22 protein-coding genes and 2 tRNA genes are annotated in these 17634 nt (G+C 62.0%); 16 read left to right on the forward strand and 8 right to left on the reverse strand.

Features of this window, described 5'->3' with window-relative positions; translation table 11 throughout:
- Positions 1-43 precede the first annotated feature (43 nt).
- The 8 genes from JAB1_RS14045 to JAB1_RS14080 are packed head-to-tail and all read left to right on the forward strand — an operon-like array spanning position 44 to position 5726.
- Positions 44-910 carry an urease accessory protein UreD gene (locus JAB1_RS14045; RefSeq protein WP_070280329.1) on the forward strand — a complete coding sequence of 289 codons (867 nt, stop codon included), beginning with the start codon at positions 44-46 and terminating at the stop codon, positions 908-910.
- Positions 911-935: 25 nt separating this feature from the next.
- The gene (locus JAB1_RS14050; protein ID WP_034751936.1) at positions 936-1238 is read left to right on the forward strand and encodes an urease subunit gamma; all 303 of its coding nucleotides are present in this window, start codon (positions 936-938) and stop codon (positions 1236-1238) included.
- 29 nt (positions 1239-1267) lie between these two features.
- The gene (locus JAB1_RS14055) at positions 1268-1597 is read left to right on the forward strand and encodes an urease subunit beta (protein ID WP_070280330.1); all 330 of its coding nucleotides are present in this window, start codon (positions 1268-1270) and stop codon (positions 1595-1597) included.
- 1 nt (position 1598) lies between these two features.
- Entirely contained in the window at positions 1599-3299 is a 1701-nt protein-coding gene (gene ureC / locus JAB1_RS14060) for an urease subunit alpha (RefSeq protein ID WP_070280331.1), read from the forward strand.
- A gap of 13 nt (positions 3300-3312) precedes the next feature.
- Positions 3313-3828 (forward strand): urease accessory protein UreE, encoded by a 516-nt coding sequence (gene ureE / locus JAB1_RS14065; RefSeq protein WP_070280332.1) that lies wholly within the window; start codon positions 3313-3315, stop codon positions 3826-3828.
- Positions 3828-4508, forward strand: a complete 681-nt coding sequence (locus tag JAB1_RS14070) for an urease accessory protein UreF (protein ID WP_070280417.1) — start codon at positions 3828-3830, stop codon at positions 4506-4508. Before ureE ends, JAB1_RS14070 begins: the two co-directional genes overlap by 1 nt.
- A 22-nt stretch (positions 4509-4530) precedes the next feature.
- Positions 4531-5169 (forward strand): urease accessory protein UreG, encoded by a 639-nt coding sequence (gene ureG, locus JAB1_RS14075; protein ID WP_070280333.1) that lies wholly within the window; start codon positions 4531-4533, stop codon positions 5167-5169.
- A complete protein-coding gene (locus JAB1_RS14080; RefSeq protein WP_254672092.1) occupies positions 5166-5726 on the forward strand; it encodes a HupE/UreJ family protein in 561 nt (186 codons plus the stop codon). Before ureG ends, JAB1_RS14080 begins: the two co-directional genes overlap by 4 nt.
- Here JAB1_RS14080 and JAB1_RS14085 read toward each other — a convergent pair.
- The gene (locus JAB1_RS14085) at positions 5723-6334 is read right to left on the reverse strand and encodes a 1-acyl-sn-glycerol-3-phosphate acyltransferase (RefSeq protein WP_070280335.1); all 612 of its coding nucleotides are present in this window, start codon (positions 6332-6334) and stop codon (positions 5723-5725) included. The genes JAB1_RS14080 and JAB1_RS14085 overlap by 4 nt on opposite strands.
- A gap of 250 nt (positions 6335-6584) precedes the next feature.
- Here JAB1_RS14085 and JAB1_RS14090 point away from each other — a divergent pair, with 250 nt between their 5' ends.
- Positions 6585-6806, forward strand: a complete 222-nt coding sequence (locus JAB1_RS14090) for a hypothetical protein (RefSeq protein WP_034783165.1) — start codon at positions 6585-6587, stop codon at positions 6804-6806.
- A gap of 169 nt (positions 6807-6975) precedes the next feature.
- On the opposite strand, the gene JAB1_RS14095 is transcribed toward JAB1_RS14090, so the two are convergent.
- The 5 genes from JAB1_RS14095 to JAB1_RS14115 form a co-directional block, all read right to left on the reverse strand.
- The gene (locus JAB1_RS14095; RefSeq protein ID WP_034783166.1) at positions 6976-8040 is read right to left on the reverse strand and encodes an alkene reductase; all 1065 of its coding nucleotides are present in this window, start codon (positions 8038-8040) and stop codon (positions 6976-6978) included.
- A 63-nt stretch (positions 8041-8103) separates the two neighbouring features.
- Entirely contained in the window at positions 8104-8400 is a 297-nt protein-coding gene (locus JAB1_RS14100; RefSeq protein WP_070280336.1) for a helix-turn-helix transcriptional regulator, read from the reverse strand.
- Between the two features lie 140 nt (positions 8401-8540).
- A complete protein-coding gene (locus JAB1_RS14105; protein ID WP_070280337.1) occupies positions 8541-9713 on the reverse strand; it encodes a helix-turn-helix transcriptional regulator in 1173 nt (390 codons plus the stop codon).
- 74 nt (positions 9714-9787) lie between these two features.
- A complete protein-coding gene (locus JAB1_RS29915; RefSeq protein WP_070280338.1) occupies positions 9788-10369 on the reverse strand; it encodes a hypothetical protein in 582 nt (193 codons plus the stop codon).
- A gap of 163 nt (positions 10370-10532) precedes the next feature.
- Entirely contained in the window at positions 10533-10892 is a 360-nt protein-coding gene (locus JAB1_RS14115; RefSeq protein WP_034751924.1) for a DUF1304 domain-containing protein, read from the reverse strand.
- A gap of 212 nt (positions 10893-11104) precedes the next feature.
- Between JAB1_RS14115 and sugE the strand changes: the two genes are divergently transcribed.
- Together sugE and JAB1_RS14125 are read left to right on the forward strand one after the other, a co-directional pair.
- Positions 11105-11425, forward strand: a complete 321-nt coding sequence (gene sugE, locus JAB1_RS14120; protein ID WP_034783172.1) for a quaternary ammonium compound efflux SMR transporter SugE — start codon at positions 11105-11107, stop codon at positions 11423-11425.
- A 23-nt stretch (positions 11426-11448) separates the two neighbouring features.
- Positions 11449-11778 (forward strand): SMR family transporter, encoded by a 330-nt coding sequence (locus tag JAB1_RS14125; RefSeq protein ID WP_070280339.1) that lies wholly within the window; start codon positions 11449-11451, stop codon positions 11776-11778.
- Here the strand turns inward: JAB1_RS14125 and JAB1_RS14130 are convergent, their stop codons facing one another.
- On the reverse strand, positions 11779-12732 hold the full coding sequence (locus JAB1_RS14130; protein ID WP_070280418.1) for a succinylglutamate desuccinylase/aspartoacylase family protein: 954 nt from the start codon (positions 12730-12732) through the stop codon (positions 11779-11781).
- Between the two features lie 147 nt (positions 12733-12879).
- On the opposite strand from JAB1_RS14130, the gene JAB1_RS14135 reads away from it, so the two are divergent.
- Positions 12880-13992, forward strand: coding sequence for an acyltransferase (locus JAB1_RS14135; protein ID WP_070280419.1), 1113 nt, complete (start codon positions 12880-12882; stop codon positions 13990-13992).
- A 3-nt stretch (positions 13993-13995) separates the two neighbouring features.
- On the opposite strand, the gene JAB1_RS14140 is transcribed toward JAB1_RS14135, so the two are convergent.
- Positions 13996-14460, reverse strand: a complete 465-nt coding sequence (locus tag JAB1_RS14140; protein ID WP_034783177.1) for a hypothetical protein — start codon at positions 14458-14460, stop codon at positions 13996-13998.
- A gap of 137 nt (positions 14461-14597) precedes the next feature.
- Here JAB1_RS14140 and JAB1_RS14145 point away from each other — a divergent pair.
- The 4 genes from JAB1_RS14145 (at position 14598) to infC (ending at position 17522) form a co-directional block, all read left to right on the forward strand.
- A tRNA-Val gene (locus tag JAB1_RS14145) sits at positions 14598-14674 on the forward strand.
- An 80-nt stretch (positions 14675-14754) separates the two neighbouring features.
- Positions 14755-14831 (forward strand) — tRNA-Val (locus JAB1_RS14150).
- A gap of 210 nt (positions 14832-15041) precedes the next feature.
- The gene (gene thrS / locus JAB1_RS14155) at positions 15042-16949 is read left to right on the forward strand and encodes a threonine--tRNA ligase (RefSeq protein WP_070280420.1); all 1908 of its coding nucleotides are present in this window, start codon (positions 15042-15044) and stop codon (positions 16947-16949) included.
- A 51-nt stretch (positions 16950-17000) separates the two neighbouring features.
- Positions 17001-17522: a translation initiation factor IF-3 gene (gene infC / locus JAB1_RS14160; protein WP_071650129.1), complete on the forward strand. Its 522-nt coding sequence runs from the start codon at positions 17001-17003 to the stop codon at positions 17520-17522.
- Positions 17523-17634 lie beyond the last annotated feature (112 nt).

The raw sequence follows: 17634 nt of genomic DNA on the forward strand, positions 1-17634 counted from the left end.
CATATCCTGCTTAGGTAATCGCTTATTTGCGCGATTGCCCCGCATGCCAGACAGTACCCCTCCAGCCATGCTTTTGCAGGCCAGCGCGCACGGCGCCTGGCAGGCGCACTTGCGCCTGGGCTTTGCGCTGCACGATGGCGTCAGCCGCCTCGTCGAGCGTACGCACAGCGGCCCCCTGCGCGTGCAAAAGCCCCTGTATCCGGAGGGCGATCGCGTCTGCCTCGCCATCATCATCCATCCGCCCGGCGGCGTGGTGGGCGGCGACCAGTTGGCCGTCGACGCCACGGTGGGCGAGGGTGCGCACGCCTTGCTCACGTCCCCGGGCGCCGCCAAGTGGTACCGCGCCAACGGCCATGTCTCGGGCCAGCACATCATGCTGCGCGCCGCCAGCGGCGCGGCCATCGAGTGGCTGCCGCAGGAGAGCATTTTCTTCGACCAGGCTTGCGTGCGCCTGCGCCATGAAGTGGAACTGGCGGCCGACGCCAGCTACATCGGCTGCGACATCGTCTGCCTGGGCCGCAGCGCCTCGGGCGAAGTTTTCAACACGGGCAGCATCAGCCAGCAGGTGCAGATCCGCCGCGGCGGCAAGCTGCTGTGGTGGGAGCAGGGCGTGCTGGCCGCCGGCGGCGCGCTGATGGCCAGCCCGCTGGGCCTGGGAGGCCACACCGTGTGCGCCACCCTGATCGCCATCGGCACGCCCGTTTCTCCCGCCGTGCTGGCGGCCGTGCGCGAGATCGCCGTGCCGGACGGCGCCGCGTTTGGCGCCACGCACATGAAATCGCTGGTGGCGGTGCGCCTGCTGTGCGGCGACAGCGAGGCGGCGCGCCGCATCATGCTGGCCGCCTGGCAGCTGCTGCGTCCCGCCATGCTGGGGCGCGACGCCGTCGTGCCCCGCATCTGGAACACTTAATCAGGAAAGAAGCGCAAGGAAAACCATGGACCTGACTCCCCGCGAAAAAGACAAGCTGCTCATTTTTACGGCCGCGCTGCTGGCCGAACGGCGCCTGGCGCGCGGCTTGAAGTTGAATTATCCGGAAGCGGTGGCCCTGATCAGCGCGGCCATCATGGAAGGGGCGCGCGATGGCAAGTCGGTGGCGCAGCTGATGTCGGACGGTACGAAGATACTCTCGCGCGCCGACGTCATGGACGGCATCGCCGAGATGATCCCCGATATCCAGGTGGAGGCGACCTTCCCTGACGGCAGCAAGCTGGTCACCGTGCACCACCCGATACCTTAACCATACAAGCGACATTACAGGAGCCGGTCATGACCCCAGGCGAATACAAATTGGAAGAAGGCGAAATCAGCTTGAATGTCGGACGCGCCACGGCCACCGTGGTAGTGGCCAACCGGGGCGACCGGCCGATCCAGGTGGGCTCGCATTTCCACTTTTTCGAAGTCAACCCGGCGTTGTCCTTCGAGCGCTGGCGCGCCTACGGCATGCGCCTCAATATCACGGCCGGTACGGCCGTGCGCTTCGAGCCGGGCCAGCAGCGCACGGTGGAACTGGTGGCGCTGGCGGGCGAGCGCAAGGTCTACGGCTTCAATGGCGAAGTGATGGGCGAACTGCAAGATACTCCACCGGGAAAGGATTGAGATGGCCAGCATTCCCCGCAGCGCGTACGCCGAAATGTTCGGCCCCACCAAGGGTGACCGCATCCGCCTGGCCGATACGGAACTGTTCATCGAGGTCGAGCATGACTACGCGATCTACGGCGAAGAGGTGAAGTTCGGCGGCGGCAAGGTGATCCGCGACGGCATGGGCCAGTCGCAGCGCTGCGCGGCCGAGGTGATGGACACCGTCATCACGAATGCCGTCATCCTCGACCACTGGGGCATCGTGAAGGCGGACATCGGCCTCAAAAACGGGCTGATCTTCGGCATCGGCAAGGCGGGCAATCCGGACATCCAGCCCGGCGTGACCCTGGCTATTGGCGGCGCCACGGAGATCATCGCCGGCGAAGGCTTGATCGTCACGGCCGGCGGCGTCGATACCCACATCCACTTCATCTGCCCGCAGCAGATCGAGGAAGCGCTGATGAGCGGCGTGACCACCATGCTAGGCGGCGGCACGGGACCGGCCGTGGGCACGGCCGCCACCACTTGCACACCGGGGCCGTGGCACTTGCACGCCATGCTGGCGGCGGCCGACGCCTTCCCGATGAACCTGGGCTTCATGGGTAAAGGTAACGTCAGCCTGCCGCTGCCGCTGGAAGAGCAGGTGCGCGCGGGCGCCATCGGCCTGAAACTGCACGAAGACTGGGGCAGCACGCCGGCCGCCATCGACAACTGCCTGTCCGTCGCGGACCGCATGGATATCCAGGTGGCGCTGCACAGCGACACCCTCAACGAAGGCGGTTTTCTCGAACACACCTTGGCCGCCTTCAAGGACCGCACCATCCACACCTTCCACACGGAAGGCGCGGGCGGCGGCCATGCTCCCGACATCATCGCCGCCGTCGGCCAGGCCAACGTGCTGCCTTCGTCGACCAATCCCACGCGGCCCTTCACCGTCAACACGCTCGACGAGCACCTGGACATGCTGATGGTGTGCCACCACCTGGACCCGGCGATTGCCGAAGACGTGGCCTTTGCCGAGTCGCGCATCCGCCGCGAAACCATCGCCGCGGAAGACATCCTGCACGACATCGGCGCCATCTCGATGATGTCGTCCGACTCGCAAGCCATGGGGCGAGTCGGCGAAGTGATCATGCGCACCTGGCAGACGGCGCACAAGATGAAGGTGCAGCGGGGGGCGCTGGCGCCCGACACGGTGCGCAGCGACAATTTCCGCGCCAAGCGCTATATCGCAAAGTACACGATCAACCCGGCCATCACGCATGGGATCTCGCACGTGGTGGGCTCGATCGAGGCGGGCAAGATCGCCGACATCGTGCTGTGGAAACCGGCCTTCTTCGGCGTCAAGCCCTCGATGATTCTAAAAGGCGGCATGATCGCGGCCGCGCAGATGGGCGACCCGAACGCCTCGATTCCCACGCCGCAGCCCGTGCATTACCGCATGATGTTCGGCGCCTTCGGCGGCGGCCTGAAAAAGTCGTTTACGTTTGTCTCGCAGGCGGCCTACGACCTCGATATCGGCCACCAGATGAAATTGAACAAATCCGTCATCGCCGTGAAAAACATGCGCGGCTTGCGCAAGCACGACATGATCCACAACAGCGCCACGCCGCACATGGAAGTGGACCCGGAAACCTACGCCGTGCGCGCCGACGGCCAGCTGCTCGTGTGCGAGGCGGCCGCCGTGCTGCCGATGGCGCAGCGCTATTTTCTATTTTAAGCGGGAGACAAGCATGCTTACCTTGCATACCAAACTGGCGGCCGACGACAAGCGCGTCGCCGTCGCCCAACTGGTGCTGCCCTACGACCAGCGCGAAAAATGCCGGCTGCGCGCCGTGCTGTCGACTGGCGACGACGTGGCCGTGTTTACCGTGCGCGGCACGGTGCTGCGCGACGGCGAGCGCCTGACGGGACCGGAAGGGCAGGTGGTGCAGATCGTCGCCGCGCGCGAACCGACCTATCTGGTGCAGTGCGCGGACGCGCACACCCTGCTGCGCTGCGCCTTCCACCTGGGGAACCGCCACACGCAGGCGCAGGTGGGCGACGGCTTCCTGCGCATCCGCAAGGACGTGGTGCTCAAGGAGATGCTGGAAGGCTTGCAGGCGAGCGTGACGGAAGAAAGCGCGCCGTTCGAGCCCGAGGCGGGCGCGTACGGCGGCGGCCACGGCCACCACGACGGCCACGGCCAGCATTTGCTGGCGCCCGTGCCGCTGCGGCAGAAAATCCACCGCCCCGGTGACACTGCATGATGCAGGCGTCCGCCCTGCTGCATTTGCTGCAGTTCGCCAGTCCGGCCTTGCCGATTGGCGCCTACAGCTATTCGCAGGGGCTGGAGGCGGTGCTCGAATCCGGCCTGGTAGTGGATGCGGCCACGGCGCGCGAGTGGATCGCCCAGCATCTGACGCAAGTGGTGGCGCGTTGGGAAGCCCCGCTGTGCTGGCGCTTGATGCAAGCGTTCGAAGCGCAGGATCTGTGCGCCGTGCAGCGCTGGAGCGAGCGTTTCATCGCTTCGCGCGACACGGCGGAATTTCGCGCCGAAACCATCCAGATGGGATATTCGCTGACCAAGTTGCTGGCCGAGCTGGGCGTGGCCGACGGCGTGCTGATCGACATGCTGCAGGGCCAGCCGGAGGTGGCCTTGCCCACGGCCTATGCCTGCGCCGTGGCGGCGCTGGCGATTCCGCGCGAAGAGGCGCTGCTGGCCATACTGTTTGCGTGGGCGGAAAACCAGGTGCTCGTCTGCGTGAAATCCGTGCCGCTGGGGCAGGTGGCGGGCCAGCGATTGCTGCTGTCGCTGCGGCCCGAGCTGGAAGCGGCGGCCCTCACGGCGCAGACGTTACCAGACGACGAGATGGGCAACTGGGCGCCCGGCCTGTCGCTGCTGTCGATGCGGCACGAAGTGCAGTACAGCCGGCTGTACCGTTCCTGAAAATTTTATGAGAGAGCAAAAAATGACATCGATCACTTCCAATCCCCTGCGCGTGGGCATCGGCGGCCCCGTCGGATCGGGCAAGACGGCCCTGTGCGAAATGCTGTGCAAGGGCATGCGCGAGCGCTACGACATGGCCGTCATCACGAATGACATCTACACCAAGGAAGACATGGAAATCCTGCTGCGCGCGAATGCCTTGCCGGCCGAGCGCCTGATGGGCGTGGAGACGGGCGGCTGCCCGCACACGGCCATCCGCGAAGACGCGTCCATCAACCTGGAAGCGATCGCGCGCATGCAGGCAGATTTTCCGAATCTCGATTTGATCCTGGTCGAATCCGGCGGGGACAATCTGGCCGCCACCTTCAGCCCGGAATTGTCGGACCTCACCATTTATGTGATCGACGTGGCCGGCGGCGAAAAGATCCCGCGCAAGGGCGGGCCCGGCATCACGCGTTCCGATTTGCTTATTATCAACAAGACGGACCTGGCGCCGTATGTGGGGGCCAATCTGGACATCATGGCGCAGGATGCCAAACGCATGCGCGGCGAGCGCCCCTTCGTGTTTACCAACCTGCGCAGCGGCGACGGCGTGCAGATCGTTATCGACTTTATCCGCGAGCAAGGTTTGCTCGATCAACCAGGCAAGGAGCTGCAATGAGCGCAAGACTGATGAAGAATACGGCCGCCGTGGCGGCGCTGTGCCTGCTGGCCTTGCCCGCCATGGCCCACCCCGGCCATGGAGAGAGCGCCGGTTTCCTGGCCGGTTTCGCCCATCCGTTCACGGGCATCGACCATTTGCTGGCCATGCTGGGCGTGGGCATCTGGGGCGGCCAGCAGCGCCGCGGCTTGGCCCAGCCCGCCACTTTCCTCGGCATGATGCTGCTGGGCGCGCTGGCCGGCATGGCGGGCATGGCGGTACCCGGGCTGGAAACGGGTATCGCCGCCACGGTGGCGCTGGTGGGACTGGCCATCGCGCTGGCGCTGGCCTTGCCGAACTGGCTGGGCATGGGATTGGTGGGCCTGTTTGCGCTGGCGCATGGCAATGCGCATGGCCAGGAATTGCCGGCCGCCTCGGCCGCGTGCGGCTTCCTGCTGGCTTCGGCCATCTTGCTGGGGGCGGGACGTTTCATCGGCCAGGTACTGGCCGAGCGCATGCTGCGTGTGGCCGGCGTGGCCCTGACGGCCGCCGGCGTGGTGCTGATGGGAATGAATTAGGCGCCGGGGCGGCGCTCGGACAGCACGATGGGCGCCGCTTTTTCAGGATGCAAGCCCTGATGGCCCGCATACACGGCGGCGATGGCGGCCATGTCGGCATCCTTGTCGCCCGTCAAGTATAAATGGTCGACGACGCCCAGCACCTTGTTCGGGTAGTCGATGTAGACCAGCAGCAAGGGCACCTTGGCGGCCAGGGCCAGGTGATAAAAGCCGCTCTTCCAGTTCGGGCGGTAGCTGCGCGTCGCTTCCGGCGTGATGGCCAGCCAGTACCAGTCGGCGGCCAGCATGCGCTCGGCCTGGCGCTGGATCGTGCCGCTGGTGGTACTGCGGTCGACGGGTTCGCCGCCCAGGTAGCGCAGCACCTTGCCCATCGGGCCGCGGAAGAGGGAATCCTTGGCCAGCCAGCGGAATGGCAGGGACAGCGCCCATTTGCCGAACAGGCCCACCATGAAATCCCAGTTGGACGTGTGCGGGTAGACGACGGCGATGCCGCGCGGTCCCGGCAGGGGACGGAAGCGCATGCGCCAGCCAAACAGGTGCAGCACGCGCAGCGCGCAGCGCTGGTGCCAGGTCGGCAAGTCGCCCGCTTTTACAAATAAATCGTCCATTGATACCCTTCAGTGACACTGTTCTTAATGGGATGGCGCTGGTGGCCATTTTCCTTGAAGCAAAAATTCTGCGCAGGCATTCTATACGGGGCTGGCGATGGCGACAAGCAGCCGAGGCCGCTATTCATGCGGTGTCGAGGCGGTTGCTGCCGCTATTTTAACGATGCTTGGTCACTGTGTCGGGCACTAAATGCGCACAATGTGGTCAAAACTTGACGCAGCGTTGATCCACCCGACATGGAGCCATGGCATGAAAAACAACATCGACGATGTAAATGGGGAGCATGTGCGAACGGACAAAGCGATGGCCGAGCTCGTCGAGCGGGGCGTCGCTTTTCATCACACCCTGGGACGGACGGTGGCGACAGCCTATTTGCGCGAACACGCGGTACCGGTCGAGGTGATACGCCGGGTCTTCAGCAGCGTGCAGGCGCGTCGTCCGGCCCGGCCGGCACGGCGCCGATGGCGCTGACGATGGGGGAGCGGCGGCGTCATTAAAAAAGCGGCGAAAACGGCGGGCGCCGCGATCGTCACGCAGTGAGTTGCGTTGGTATCGTTGCGTCCGCCGCTAGTGGGGGAGGAGCGGTGTAGTGCCGCTCAGGGAGCTCTCACGGTATTCTCAGGGAGTCTCAGGGAGCCGTTCAGGCGTGTGCCGCCAGTGCCGGGTAGTCCGTGTAGCCGGCAGCGTCCGCTGCGTACAGGGTATCCGGGTTCAGGGGATTCAATGGCGCGTCGCTGTGCAGGCGGATGGGCAGGTCGGGGTTGGCGATGAACCACAGGCCAAAGGCCACGGCATCGGCTTCACCGTTGGCCAGCAGGGCTTCGGCCGCCGCCTTGTCCATTTTCTCGTTGGCAATGTACACGCCGCCAAATTCCTGCTTCAGGTACGGGCCCAGGCGGTCGTCGCCCAGCGCTTCGCGGGCGCAGATGAAGGCGATGCCGCGTTTGCCCAGCTCGCGTGCCACATAGCCGAAAGTGGCGCGCGGGTCGGAATCGCCCATGTCGTGCGCATCGCGGCGCGGTGCCAGATGCATGCCGACCCGGTCGGCGCCCCACACGTCGATGCACGCGTCCGTCACTTCCAGCATCAAACGGGCGCGGTTTTCAACCGAGCCGCCATAGTTGTCGGTACGCAAGTTGGTGCTGTCTTGCAGGAACTGGTCGAGCAAATAACCATTGGCACCGTGGATTTCCACGCCGTCGAAACCGGCTTTTTTCGCATTCTCGGCGCCCAGGCGGTAGGCTGCCACGATGCCGGGGATCTCTTCCGTGTCCAGCGCGCGTGGCGTGACGAATTCCTGTTTCGGGCGCAGCAGGCTGACGTGGCCGGCCGGCTTGACGGCGCTGGGCGCCACGGGCAAGTCGCCATCGAGGAAGACGGGGGCGGAAATGCGGCCCACATGCCACAGTTGTAATACGATCAGGCCGCCTGCGTCATGCACTGCCTGGGTGATGTGTTTCCAGCCTTCCACCTGTTCCTCGGACCAGATGCCCGGCGTGTCGGCATAGCCCACGCCTTGGGGCGTGACGGCCGTCGCTTCCGAGATGATCATGCCGGCCGAAGCGCGCTGCGTGTAGTACTCGGTCATCAGGGCGTTGGGCACGCGGCCCGGGTTGCCGGCGCGCGAACGCGTCAGCGGCGCCATGATGATGCGGTTTTTTAGTTGCAAACTGCCAATGGTGATGGGGTCGAATAAAGTTGCCATGATTGTCCTTGTGGGTGCCGTTCAGGCGGTGTTGAGACGGGGTTGTCAAGATGAACTATGTGCTTACAAACCTTGCTGCATGTGTTCGAGAAAGGCTTCGATGGTGGCTTCATTGCGGCTGAAGAAACTCCATTGGCCCACCTTGGTGGCCGAAATCAGGCCCGCTTTCTGCAAGCTGGCCAGGTGCGCCGAGACCGTCGATTGCGACAGGTTCAGGCGGCGGTCGATCAGGCCGGCGCATACGCCCAGGTGCAGCGGGTGATCCTGCTCCTGGAAATACAGCTGCGGCTCTTTCAGCCATTGCAAAATCTGCCGGCGCACCGGATTGGCCAGCGCCTTGTGGATGGCGTCGATATCCATATTGTTTCTCCTGAACATACAATTCGCTTTTCAGCGATGTATATATCGTAGTTGTTCAATTCTAATATCGCTGTTTTACGATATGACCATCTTACGATATAAATGAAAGGCGTGCTGCCGGCGCGCGTTTTTGAACGGATTCAGGCGGGAAGGGGATTGCGCTGCAGCACGGCCGGGCCCGTCAGCACGATGCGCACCAGATCCACCTGGCGCTGGGCGCCGGCCTTGGCGGTGGCGCTCTTGATCTGCGTGCGCGCCGTGTGGATGGAAATGCGCTGGCGTTCGGCGTATTCCTGCAAGGAATAGCCGTTGACGAGCGCTTCCGTCAGGCGCGCCTCGGCCACCGTCATGCCATAGAAATTGCGCAGGGTGGCGGCCAGGGAGGTGATCAGGTCGCTGCTATCGCTGAGGAAAACGGCGATGGCGCTGGCCGAGCCGAAAGGGCTGTGCCAGGAAGGCAGGGGCGTGACGCGCAGGCGCAGCTGCTCGCCCGTCAATCCATTCAGGTTGAGCACGCCGCCGGGACCGCCTGCCGCAGTCGTGCCCGTTTGGGCCGCCTCGTGCAGCATGCGCCGCAGCGCGCCGTTGTCCGCTTCGCGCGGGCAATACAGGGGTGCGCCTTCGCGCAGATGCAGCAGCCGCGTCGCGGCCGTCATGGCCAGTGCCCGCTCGTTGGCGTACAGCAGTTGCGACGTGGCGTCGAGCAGCAGCACGCCAAACGGCAGCAATTCCAGCACCTGCGTGGAACTCTGGGACAGCACTTCCAGCCGGCGCAGCTTGCGCTGCAGGGCAAAGGCCGTTTGCAAATGCGGCATCAGGCTGCGGACCAGCGGCAGTTCGCCCGCGTCATAGGCGCCCGCCTGTTCGCGGCGCACCACGGTGACATTGGTGGAGCGCTCGGCGCGCAGTTCGACGATGGCCGCCGCCGTATAAAAGATGTCTTGCGGGCGCAGCCAGTCGTTCCAGTATTCGGTTTTCTTCAGGCAATGGTCGGGAAACAGCATGGAGCCGGTGACGACGGCGCCCTCGCGGTGCAGGGTGACGTCTTCCAGCCAGACATTGCGCGCGCCGTAATAGCTGGCAAAGCTGGCCATGGCATCCGACTCGAAGCCATAGGTGGCGGACAGGCCGCTGCCGGGCAGCTGGACGTCGACCGAGCGGTTGCTGAAATCATTGGCCCAGATCAAACCGGCGTGCGATTTCAGTTGTCGCGCAAAGGCGGCGAGGAATTGCGACCAGGCGCCATGCCGCGTGGCCGCTTCGTAGATCAGGGCAGTCAGTGCCTGGCTGGCGACGGCGAGCGATGGCGTCATTGGCGATCCTCATGGCGGCAAGCGGTGGACAAGACACATCTGGGGGCGGCCCTTGCTACGGCCGCCCGGCTTCCCTAGCGCGCTTCCAGCCAGCTTTTGCCGCCGGAGGTGCATGTGCTGAGGCTGGCGTACTGGCTGACATAGTTATAGCCGCTGCCGCAGCCGCCTTCGCCCGATTTGACGGGGCCGTAGCAAGCGCCTTCATAGCTGAGCTTACCACTGACGGTGGTGCTCTTGACACAGAAATTGTAGTTGCTTGCCGTCGTGTTGTTGGGCAAGGTGGGGCCATTGTTTTGCCCGCAGCCGAGCTCCTTGCTCACGGAGCGCGCGTAGTCGACCATTTTCTGGTACGTGCCGCCGTAATAGGTATCGGCAATGGTTTTCTGCCCCTGCTTGCAGGCGGCGACCACGCTGTCGTATCCCGAGTCCGCCTGGGCGTAGTTGCCCGATACCTGGACGCCGCAGGCGCTGGCCTGCTTGCGTTCCGTATCGCTGATCAGGTTGCTGTACTGGCAGTTTGCCGAGGTGCCGCTGGTGCCGCCGGCGCTGGTGGAACCGCTGCTGGAACCACTGCCGTCGCTGCCGCCGCCACCGCAGGCGGACAGCATGAGGCAGCCGAGCAACGTGACGGCAAAGGTGGTTGGATGTGCTTGCATGATTTCCCCTGTGGACTGTGACTTGCCACCATGTGTCTGGTGGTATTTTTGCTACAAGGAATTGTATCGGGCATGTTTTTTGGAAACATCACCCATTTGGGGTATGCGCAGGCAGTGTGGAGCGGAGCGGGCCAGGGCGGCCGGCTGGCCGCCCTGGCAGGTATCAGGCGAAGTGGAACAGCAGCAGGGCGATGACGGCAGGCACGGTTTGCAGGTAGAGGATGCGCGTCATGACGGTGGCTGCGCCCCACACGCCGGCCACGGCGATGCAGGCCAGGCCGAACACGGTGAACGCATAGGCGATGGCCGCGTCCGGGTGAAAAAAGCCCAGCGCCAGCGCGGCGACGAGAAAACCGTTGTAGCAACCCTGGTTCGACATGGCGGGACGCACGATCTCCGCCTTTTCCTTGGACAGGCCAAACACCTTGCGTCCGCGCGCATCGAACAGCACGGTTTCCAGCAGCACGATGTAGACGTGCAGCAGCAGGATGAGGGCGGTAAGGATTTGGGCCAGAAGTAGCATCATTGTTCCCGAAAGTGAATGGATGCAGCAATTATGCTGCCATCAGCATGTTTTTTGGCAACTTTCAATTGGAGCGGACGTACTAGAAAAAATGTGCTGGCGGCAAGAGTTTTCACCCAATGGTATACTTTTCCCTTTGCTCCAGTGGGGACGACCCTGCTCGATGACGGGGCTGTATGGCGGGGACGACCCTGCCGCCTCGGGAGAAAAGTATGGCGTGGATCATTCTGGTATTGGCGGGCTTGCTGGAAATCGGCTGGGCCATCGGCCTCAAATACAGTGCCGGCTTTACCCGCCTCGTGCCATCCGTATTGACCGCCATTTCCATGCTGGGCAGCGTAGTGATGCTGGGCCTGGCCTTGCGCACCTTGCCGCTGGGCACGGCCTACGCCATCTGGACGGGCATCGGCACCGTCGGCACGGCCATCTTCGGCATCATGGTGCTGGGCGAGCCGGCCAGCGCCGCGCGCATCGCCTGCATCGCCCTGATCGTTTCGGGCATCCTGGGCTTGAAACTGCTCAGCCCACAATAAAGGATGCCAGCATGAGTCTTGCCATGACGTATTTCTACCTGGCTATCGCCATCATCGCCGAGGTCATCGCCACCAGCGCCTTGAAGGCGTCCGAGGGCTTCAGTCGCTTGTGGCCCAGTGTCATCACCGTGATTGGCTACAGCATCGCCTTCTGGTGCTTGTCCCTGACCTTGAAGGTCATTCCTACCGGCATCGTGTACGCCATCTGGTCGGGCGTGGGTATCGTGCTCATTTCCGCCGTCGGCTGGTTCTGGTTCAAGCAAAGCCTCGACACGCCAGCCTTGATCGGCCTGGGGCTGATCATTGCCGGCGTGCTTGTCATTAACTTGTTTTCAAAGTCCGTCGGTCACTGATCAAAAGCTGGCAGCCACGCGTGCCAGGTAATACCACTCGGCATTCGCCGCCGCATTGACGTCCGGGAACAGGATGTAGGCGTCGAACTCGGCCGTCACGGGCGTGCCATTCGCGCGCACGCCGATCTGCTCGCCCTGTTTGACTTTGTCAAAGCTGGACCAGGTCTTGATGAAGCGGTCGCCCGCATCGAGCTTGTCGTGCACGACGACCATGTTCAGCGCTTCCATGTCGGCGTCGGCGATCGCTTCCGGCTGCGGCGCGTCGATGAAACCCAAAAAAGCCAAGGTGTTCATGATGGCGCGGTAAGCAACATCCGGCGCGGCCGGGTCCGCATGCTGGCCGCATTCCAGGGTCAAGGCGTAGCCGCCCGTCGAGCGCATGTATTCCGTCGTGCCCACACCGTAGCGCAAGACCAGGCCCACCTGGTCGCTATTGCCCAGGCGGCGCTGCACGCCCTGGCCGTACGCATGCAGCCAGCCGTCGACGAAGCGGCGCACGCCCAGGCGGCGCGCTAGCGCGCGTTCCTTTTCTTCATGTTTAAACGGTTGCAGCGGGCCATCGTTGTTGCGTGGTCCGACCATGACGAAGGGCTGGCTGTCGGCATTGAACGAGTGCAAGTCCAGCAGCACGTCATGCTGGCCCAACAGCGGGCACAGCCAATTGGCGATGCGGTCTTCGAAATCCTGCGGATTGTCGTTCGGGAACAGATTGCGGTTCAGGTTGCGGTCGCCGCTGCGCACGCCCTTGGCATAGGCCAGCGGATTGGTGATGGGCACGAAGGTGACGCTGCCGGCCACGATGGAGAGGGCGCCGCTGTCGAGTTCAGCCATCACGCGGTGAATGCCCTTGGTGCCGCAGGTTTCATTGCCGTGCACGGCGCCCGTGACGATCAGGCGCGGGCCGCTGCCCTGGCCCGTGTAGTTGATGGATTTGAAGTGGAGTGCGCTGCTCATGCTGGACATATCCTATGCTGTTGCGGGAAGGGAAAGCGGGGTCGGCATATTTTAGCGGGATTCGCCGTGGACGCCTGTAAAAAGTTGGCCATGGCGGCGTGCGGCGTGGCATGATCGGCGCCACCGTTGTTTTCCCTTGCCGATTCCATGTCCAGTACGTCCCATCCTTCCCGCCTGTACGGCCTCGATACCTTGCGCGCGCTGGCCATCGTGCTTGTCTTCATGAACCATTATTTGCTGTTCGTCAGCGAGGGTGGGGCGTTTGGTTTCTGGGGCGAAATCGGCTGGGTGGGCGTGGACCTGTTCTTTGCCCTCAGCGGTTATCTGATCGGCAACCAGATTTTTGCGGCCTTGCGCAGCGAACATGGCTTTTCCTTGCCGCGTTTCTATGCGCGGCGCTTCCTGCGCACCTTGCCCAGTTTCTATGCCGTGCTTGCCCTGTATTACTTGTGGCCCGCGTTCCGCGGCGATAGCGCGCTGCTGCCCCTGTGGAAATTCCTGACCTTTACGCAAAACATCAATCTGACGCCGGGCACGGCGTTTTCGCATGCGTGGTCCTTGTGCGTGGAGGAGCAGTTCTATGTGCTGCTGCCGGCCGTGGCCCTGGTGATCGCCGCCTGCCGCAAGTCGCTGCTGTGGGCCTGGCTGGCCGTGGCCGCCAGCTTTATCGTCGGCATGCTGGTGCGCGCCTATTTGTGGGATGAATACGTGCAAGTGCCGCGCGGCGGCCTCGGGTATTACAAGTATATTTATTACGCGTCGTGGTGCCGCTTTGACGAGCTGGTGGCGGGCGTGGCGCTGGCGCTGCTGAAAAATCACCATCCGGTCGCCTGGGCGCGCCTGACCTCTTACGGCAACCGCAGCTTGCTGGCGGGAATCGCGGGCACGGCGCTGATGTTTTATGTGTTTCTCACCGATCACTATGGCTATTGGGTGACGGTGTTCGGTTATCCGGCCCTGGCGGCCAGTTTTACCCTGCTGCTAATCGCGGCGCTCAGTCCAGCCAGCGCACTCTATACACTGCGCGTGCCGGGCGCCGCCAGCCTGGCCTTGTGGTCGTATGCGATCTATCTGCTGCACAAGCAGCTGTGCATTTTGCTGCGACCCTTGTTGCAAGACTTTGGCTACGGGCCGGATGGCCTCACAGCGATACTGGTCAGTATCGCTGTGAGCATCGTCACGGGCTGGCTCTTATATATATTGGTGGAAACGCCGTTCATGCGCTTGCGGGCGCGCTATGTTCCCGCGAATCATGCGTGACGACTACATGTCGATGACATCGAGTCCCCGTGGCGTGCCCACCAGCAATTCCAGGATGGCATGCACGCGCAGATTCGTGTCTTCATGCTCCGTGTTGTAGATCAGGGCGCGCAGGCCGGGCACGGCTTCTGTGATGTGGTCGCTGGCGTAGGCATTGATCAATAACAAGACCAGGTCCGTGGCGCCCGCGCCGGGCTGGCGCCGCAGCCGGTCGTGGATCACGTTCAGCAGCGCGCGCTGCATGCGCGGCGTGGGATTGGTGATGTAGGCGAAGACGCTCGGCGTGTTGGCGATGGCCGCGCAGATGCGCCGTTCGATCTCGTCCGGCTTCACGTCGGAGGCGATATCGAAATACGCGGCTTCCCAGCGCGTGCGCGCATATGGGTGGCCGGGCGGGAAGGAGTCGGCCGTTTCAAAACCGCAGATGCGGCTCAGGGTTTTCAGCCAGGCTAATATGGTGGAGTTCATGCCGCGATTCTAGCGGCATTCCGCGTGTGCCGGGCCATCTCCATATAAAGGGGACTGACGCCCCGGGAAATGATTAAAGTTTCCTGTAAAACAGCCCTTGTCATTCTGGGAAAGCCTCTCTATAATGCTGGTCTTCGGGGCGGTTAGTTCAGCTGGTTAGAATACTTGGTCGACATCCAAGGGGTCGGGGATTCGAATTCCTCACCGCCCACCAGAATTTGGCAGTAGATGGTTTTTAAGCTGGCGCAAGCCGCAAGCGGTCATTTGAAATACAATGATCAACAAAAGTTTTACGGGCGGTTAGTTCAGCTGGTTAGAATACTTGGTCGACATCCAAGGGGTCGGGGATTCGAATTCCTCACCGCCCACCAGAATGCAGTTAGAGAGAAAGGTAAAACCGGTTATGACACCGCGAACTACTACCAAGCTTTGGGAGTGACGCTAGTCGAACGGGTTTCCTTTGTCTCAAGAAAGTGAAAAACGCGGCTAGTCCGCGTTTTTTTGCGTCTGCGTTTTCCTTTCAGTATTTTACCCATCACATTGCAGTTTTACCTGGCGCCAGCGCCGATATGGAGATCAATATGCTTACAATCCGACTTCCCGATGGTTCCGCCCGTCAATTCGACGGCCCGGTCACCGTGGCCCAGGTTGCGGCCAATATTGGTACCGGTCTGGCCAAGGCTGCGCTGGCCGGCAAGGTCGACGGCAAACTGGTCGATACTTCCTATCTGATCGAGCAGGACGCGGAACTGGCGATTGTCACGGACAAGGACGCCGATGGCCTGGAAGTGATCCGCCACTCGACGGCCCACTTGCTGGCGTATGCCGTCAAGGAGTTGTTCCCTGACGCGCAAGTGACCATCGGTCCCGTGATCGACAACGGCTTTTACTATGATTTCGCCTACAAGCGTCCGTTCACGCCCGAAGATTTGACGGCGATCGAAAAGAAAATGGCGGAACTGGCCAAGAAGGATGAGCAAGTCACGCGCAAGGTTGTCGCGCGCGACGAAGCCATCGAATACTTCAAGGGTATCGGCGAGGCGTACAAGGCGGAGCTGATCGGCTCGATTCCCGCCGACCAGGAAGTGTCGCTGTATTCCGAAGGCAAGTTCACGGACTTGTGCCGCGGCCCCCACGTGCCATCGACGGGCAAGCTGAAAGTCTTCAAGCTGATGAAGCTGGCCGGCGCCTACTGGCGCGGCGACTCGAAAAACGAGATGCTGCAGCGTATCTATGGCACGGCCTGGGCCAAGAAGGAAGACCAGGAATTGTACCTGCACAATCTGGAAGAGGCGGAAAAGCGCGATCATCGCAAATTGGGCAAGCAGCTCGATTTCTTCCATTTCCAGGAAGAAGCGCCAGGCCTGATCTTCTGGCATCCGAAAGGCTGGTCGATCTGGCAGCAAGTCGAGCAATACATGCGCAATGTGTACCAGGTCAACGGCTACCAGGAAGTCAAGGCGCCGCAAATTCTGGACCGTGGCCTGTGGGAAAAAACCGGTCACTGGGACAATTACCGTGAAAACATGTTCATCACGGAATCGGAAAACCGCGCCTATGCGCTGAAGCCGATGAATTGCCCTGGCCATATCCAGATTTTCAACAATGGCATGCGCAGCTACCGCGACTTGCCATTGCGCTACGGCGAATTCGGTCAATGCCACCGCAATGAGCCGTCGGGCGCCTTGCACGGCATGATGCGCGTGCGCGGCTTTACGCAGGACGATGGTCACATCTTCTGCCTGGAAGAGCAGATCGCCGGCGAAGTGACGGCGTTCCACCAGCAGGCGATGGATGTGTACACGGCTTTCGGCTTCACGAATATCGATGTGAAACTGGCTTTGCGCCCGGATAACCGCATCGGTACGGAAGAGTCGTGGGATTTTGCCGAGGAATCGCTGCGTTCGGCCTTGCGCGCCTGCGGCGTGGAATGGACGGAATTGCCGGGCGAGGGCGCGTTCTACGGTCCGAAGATCGAATACCACCTGAAAGACAGCCTGGGCCGCGCATGGCAAGTGGGTACCGTGCAGATCGATCCATCCATGCCGGGCCGCCTGGGTGCGGAATACGTGGCCGTGGACAATACGCGCCAGGTGCCCATCATGCTGCACCGCGCGATCGTCGGTTCGCTGGAACGTTTCATCGGCATCCTGATCGAACACTATGCGGGCGCCATGCCGCTGTGGTTGTCGCCAGTGCAAGTGTCGGTGTTGAATATTTCCGACGCTCAAGCCGACTATGTACAGGAAGTTACAACAAAACTGCGCAAAGCGGGGCTGCGCGTACAGGCTGATTTGCGTAACGAGAAGATTACCTATAAAATACGTGAACATTCCGTACAAAAATTGCCTTACATCTTAGTGATTGGCGACAAAGAGCGGGATGCGAATACAGTGGCCGTGCGGGCGCGGGGCAATGTCGATCTGGGCGTCATGTCCGTCGATGCCCTGATTGAGCGACTCAAACATGAAGTCGACACCAAGGCCTGACGAGGAAACTCGCTGCACGACCGTCTTACAAGATTTTTAAAGGAAATTACAATAGCTACTGACAAGTCACATCGCATCAATGGCGAAATCACTGCCCCTGAAATGCGTTTAAGCGGGGTCGATAACGAGCCACTCGGTATCGTAAGTTTGGCTGAAGCCTTCCGCCTGGCGGAAGAGGCAAACGTCGACCTGGTGGAAATTGCGCCTACCGCGCAGCCACCGGTGTGCCGTTTGATGGACTACGGCAAATTTAAGTATTCGGAGCAAAAGAAAGCTCACGAAGCCAAATTGAAGCAAAAGATCATCCTCGTGAAGGAAGTCAAATTCCGTCCGGGGACTGATGATGGTGACTACAATATCAAGTTGCGTAATCTCATCAAGTTCCTCGAAGATGGCGATAAAACCAAGATCACCTTGCGTTTCCGCGGTCGTGAGATGGCGCATCAGGATATTGGCTTCCGCATGCTGGAACGTCTGAAAGCCGACCTGGAGCCGTACGGCCAGGTCGAGCAGTTCCCGAAGATGGAAGGCCGCCAAATGATCATGGTTCTTTCGCCTAAGAAGAAGAAGTAAGCTACAATAGCGTTTTACTGTGGATCGACGTGGTTTGTGCCTGCATGGGCGCGACACCAGATTCCAGGCAGAATTTGCGCGGCCCGGTCAGCAATGTCCGGGCCGCGTGAAC

Source organism: Janthinobacterium sp. MP5059B, from assembly GCF_001758645.1.
GTDB classification, from domain to species: Bacteria; Pseudomonadota; Gammaproteobacteria; order Burkholderiales; family Burkholderiaceae_D; genus Janthinobacterium; species Janthinobacterium lividum.

What these genes read in the sequence shown, in the direction of transcription:
- JAB1_RS14135 (WP_070280419.1), top strand. Translation starts at nt 12,880, where the DNA reads ATGTCCAGTACGTCCCATCCTTCCCGCCTGTACGGCCTCGATACCTTG.
- JAB1_RS14140 (WP_034783177.1), bottom strand. Translation starts at nt 14,460, where the DNA reads ATGAACTCCACCATATTAGCCTGGCTGAAAACCCTGAGCCGCATCTGC.
- JAB1_RS14090 (WP_034783165.1), top strand. Translation starts at nt 6,585, where the DNA reads ATGAAAAACAACATCGACGATGTAAATGGGGAGCATGTGCGAACGGAC.
- JAB1_RS14050 (WP_034751936.1), top strand. Translation starts at nt 936, where the DNA reads ATGGACCTGACTCCCCGCGAAAAAGACAAGCTGCTCATTTTTACGGCC.
- ureG (WP_070280333.1), top strand. Translation starts at nt 4,531, where the DNA reads ATGACATCGATCACTTCCAATCCCCTGCGCGTGGGCATCGGCGGCCCC.
- sugE (WP_034783172.1), top strand. Translation starts at nt 11,105, where the DNA reads ATGGCGTGGATCATTCTGGTATTGGCGGGCTTGCTGGAAATCGGCTGG.
- JAB1_RS29915 (WP_070280338.1), bottom strand. Translation starts at nt 10,369, where the DNA reads ATGCAAGCACATCCAACCACCTTTGCCGTCACGTTGCTCGGCTGCCTC.
- JAB1_RS14125 (WP_070280339.1), top strand. Translation starts at nt 11,449, where the DNA reads ATGACGTATTTCTACCTGGCTATCGCCATCATCGCCGAGGTCATCGCC.
- JAB1_RS14115 (WP_034751924.1), bottom strand. Translation starts at nt 10,892, where the DNA reads ATGCTACTTCTGGCCCAAATCCTTACCGCCCTCATCCTGCTGCTGCAC.
- JAB1_RS14085 (WP_070280335.1), bottom strand. Translation starts at nt 6,334, where the DNA reads ATGGACGATTTATTTGTAAAAGCGGGCGACTTGCCGACCTGGCACCAG.
- JAB1_RS14100 (WP_070280336.1), bottom strand. Translation starts at nt 8,400, where the DNA reads ATGGATATCGACGCCATCCACAAGGCGCTGGCCAATCCGGTGCGCCGG.
- JAB1_RS14095 (WP_034783166.1), bottom strand. Translation starts at nt 8,040, where the DNA reads ATGGCAACTTTATTCGACCCCATCACCATTGGCAGTTTGCAACTAAAA.
- JAB1_RS14045 (WP_070280329.1), top strand. Translation starts at nt 44, where the DNA reads ATGCCAGACAGTACCCCTCCAGCCATGCTTTTGCAGGCCAGCGCGCAC.
- JAB1_RS14070 (WP_070280417.1), top strand. Translation starts at nt 3,828, where the DNA reads ATGCAGGCGTCCGCCCTGCTGCATTTGCTGCAGTTCGCCAGTCCGGCC.
- JAB1_RS14080 (WP_254672092.1), top strand. Translation starts at nt 5,166, where the DNA reads ATGAGCGCAAGACTGATGAAGAATACGGCCGCCGTGGCGGCGCTGTGC.
- JAB1_RS14105 (WP_070280337.1), bottom strand. Translation starts at nt 9,713, where the DNA reads ATGACGCCATCGCTCGCCGTCGCCAGCCAGGCACTGACTGCCCTGATC.
- ureE (WP_070280332.1), top strand. Translation starts at nt 3,313, where the DNA reads ATGCTTACCTTGCATACCAAACTGGCGGCCGACGACAAGCGCGTCGCC.
- JAB1_RS14130 (WP_070280418.1), bottom strand. Translation starts at nt 12,732, where the DNA reads ATGAGCAGCGCACTCCACTTCAAATCCATCAACTACACGGGCCAGGGC.
- thrS (WP_070280420.1), top strand. Translation starts at nt 15,042, where the DNA reads ATGCTTACAATCCGACTTCCCGATGGTTCCGCCCGTCAATTCGACGGC.
- ureC (WP_070280331.1), top strand. Translation starts at nt 1,599, where the DNA reads ATGGCCAGCATTCCCCGCAGCGCGTACGCCGAAATGTTCGGCCCCACC.
- JAB1_RS14055 (WP_070280330.1), top strand. Translation starts at nt 1,268, where the DNA reads ATGACCCCAGGCGAATACAAATTGGAAGAAGGCGAAATCAGCTTGAAT.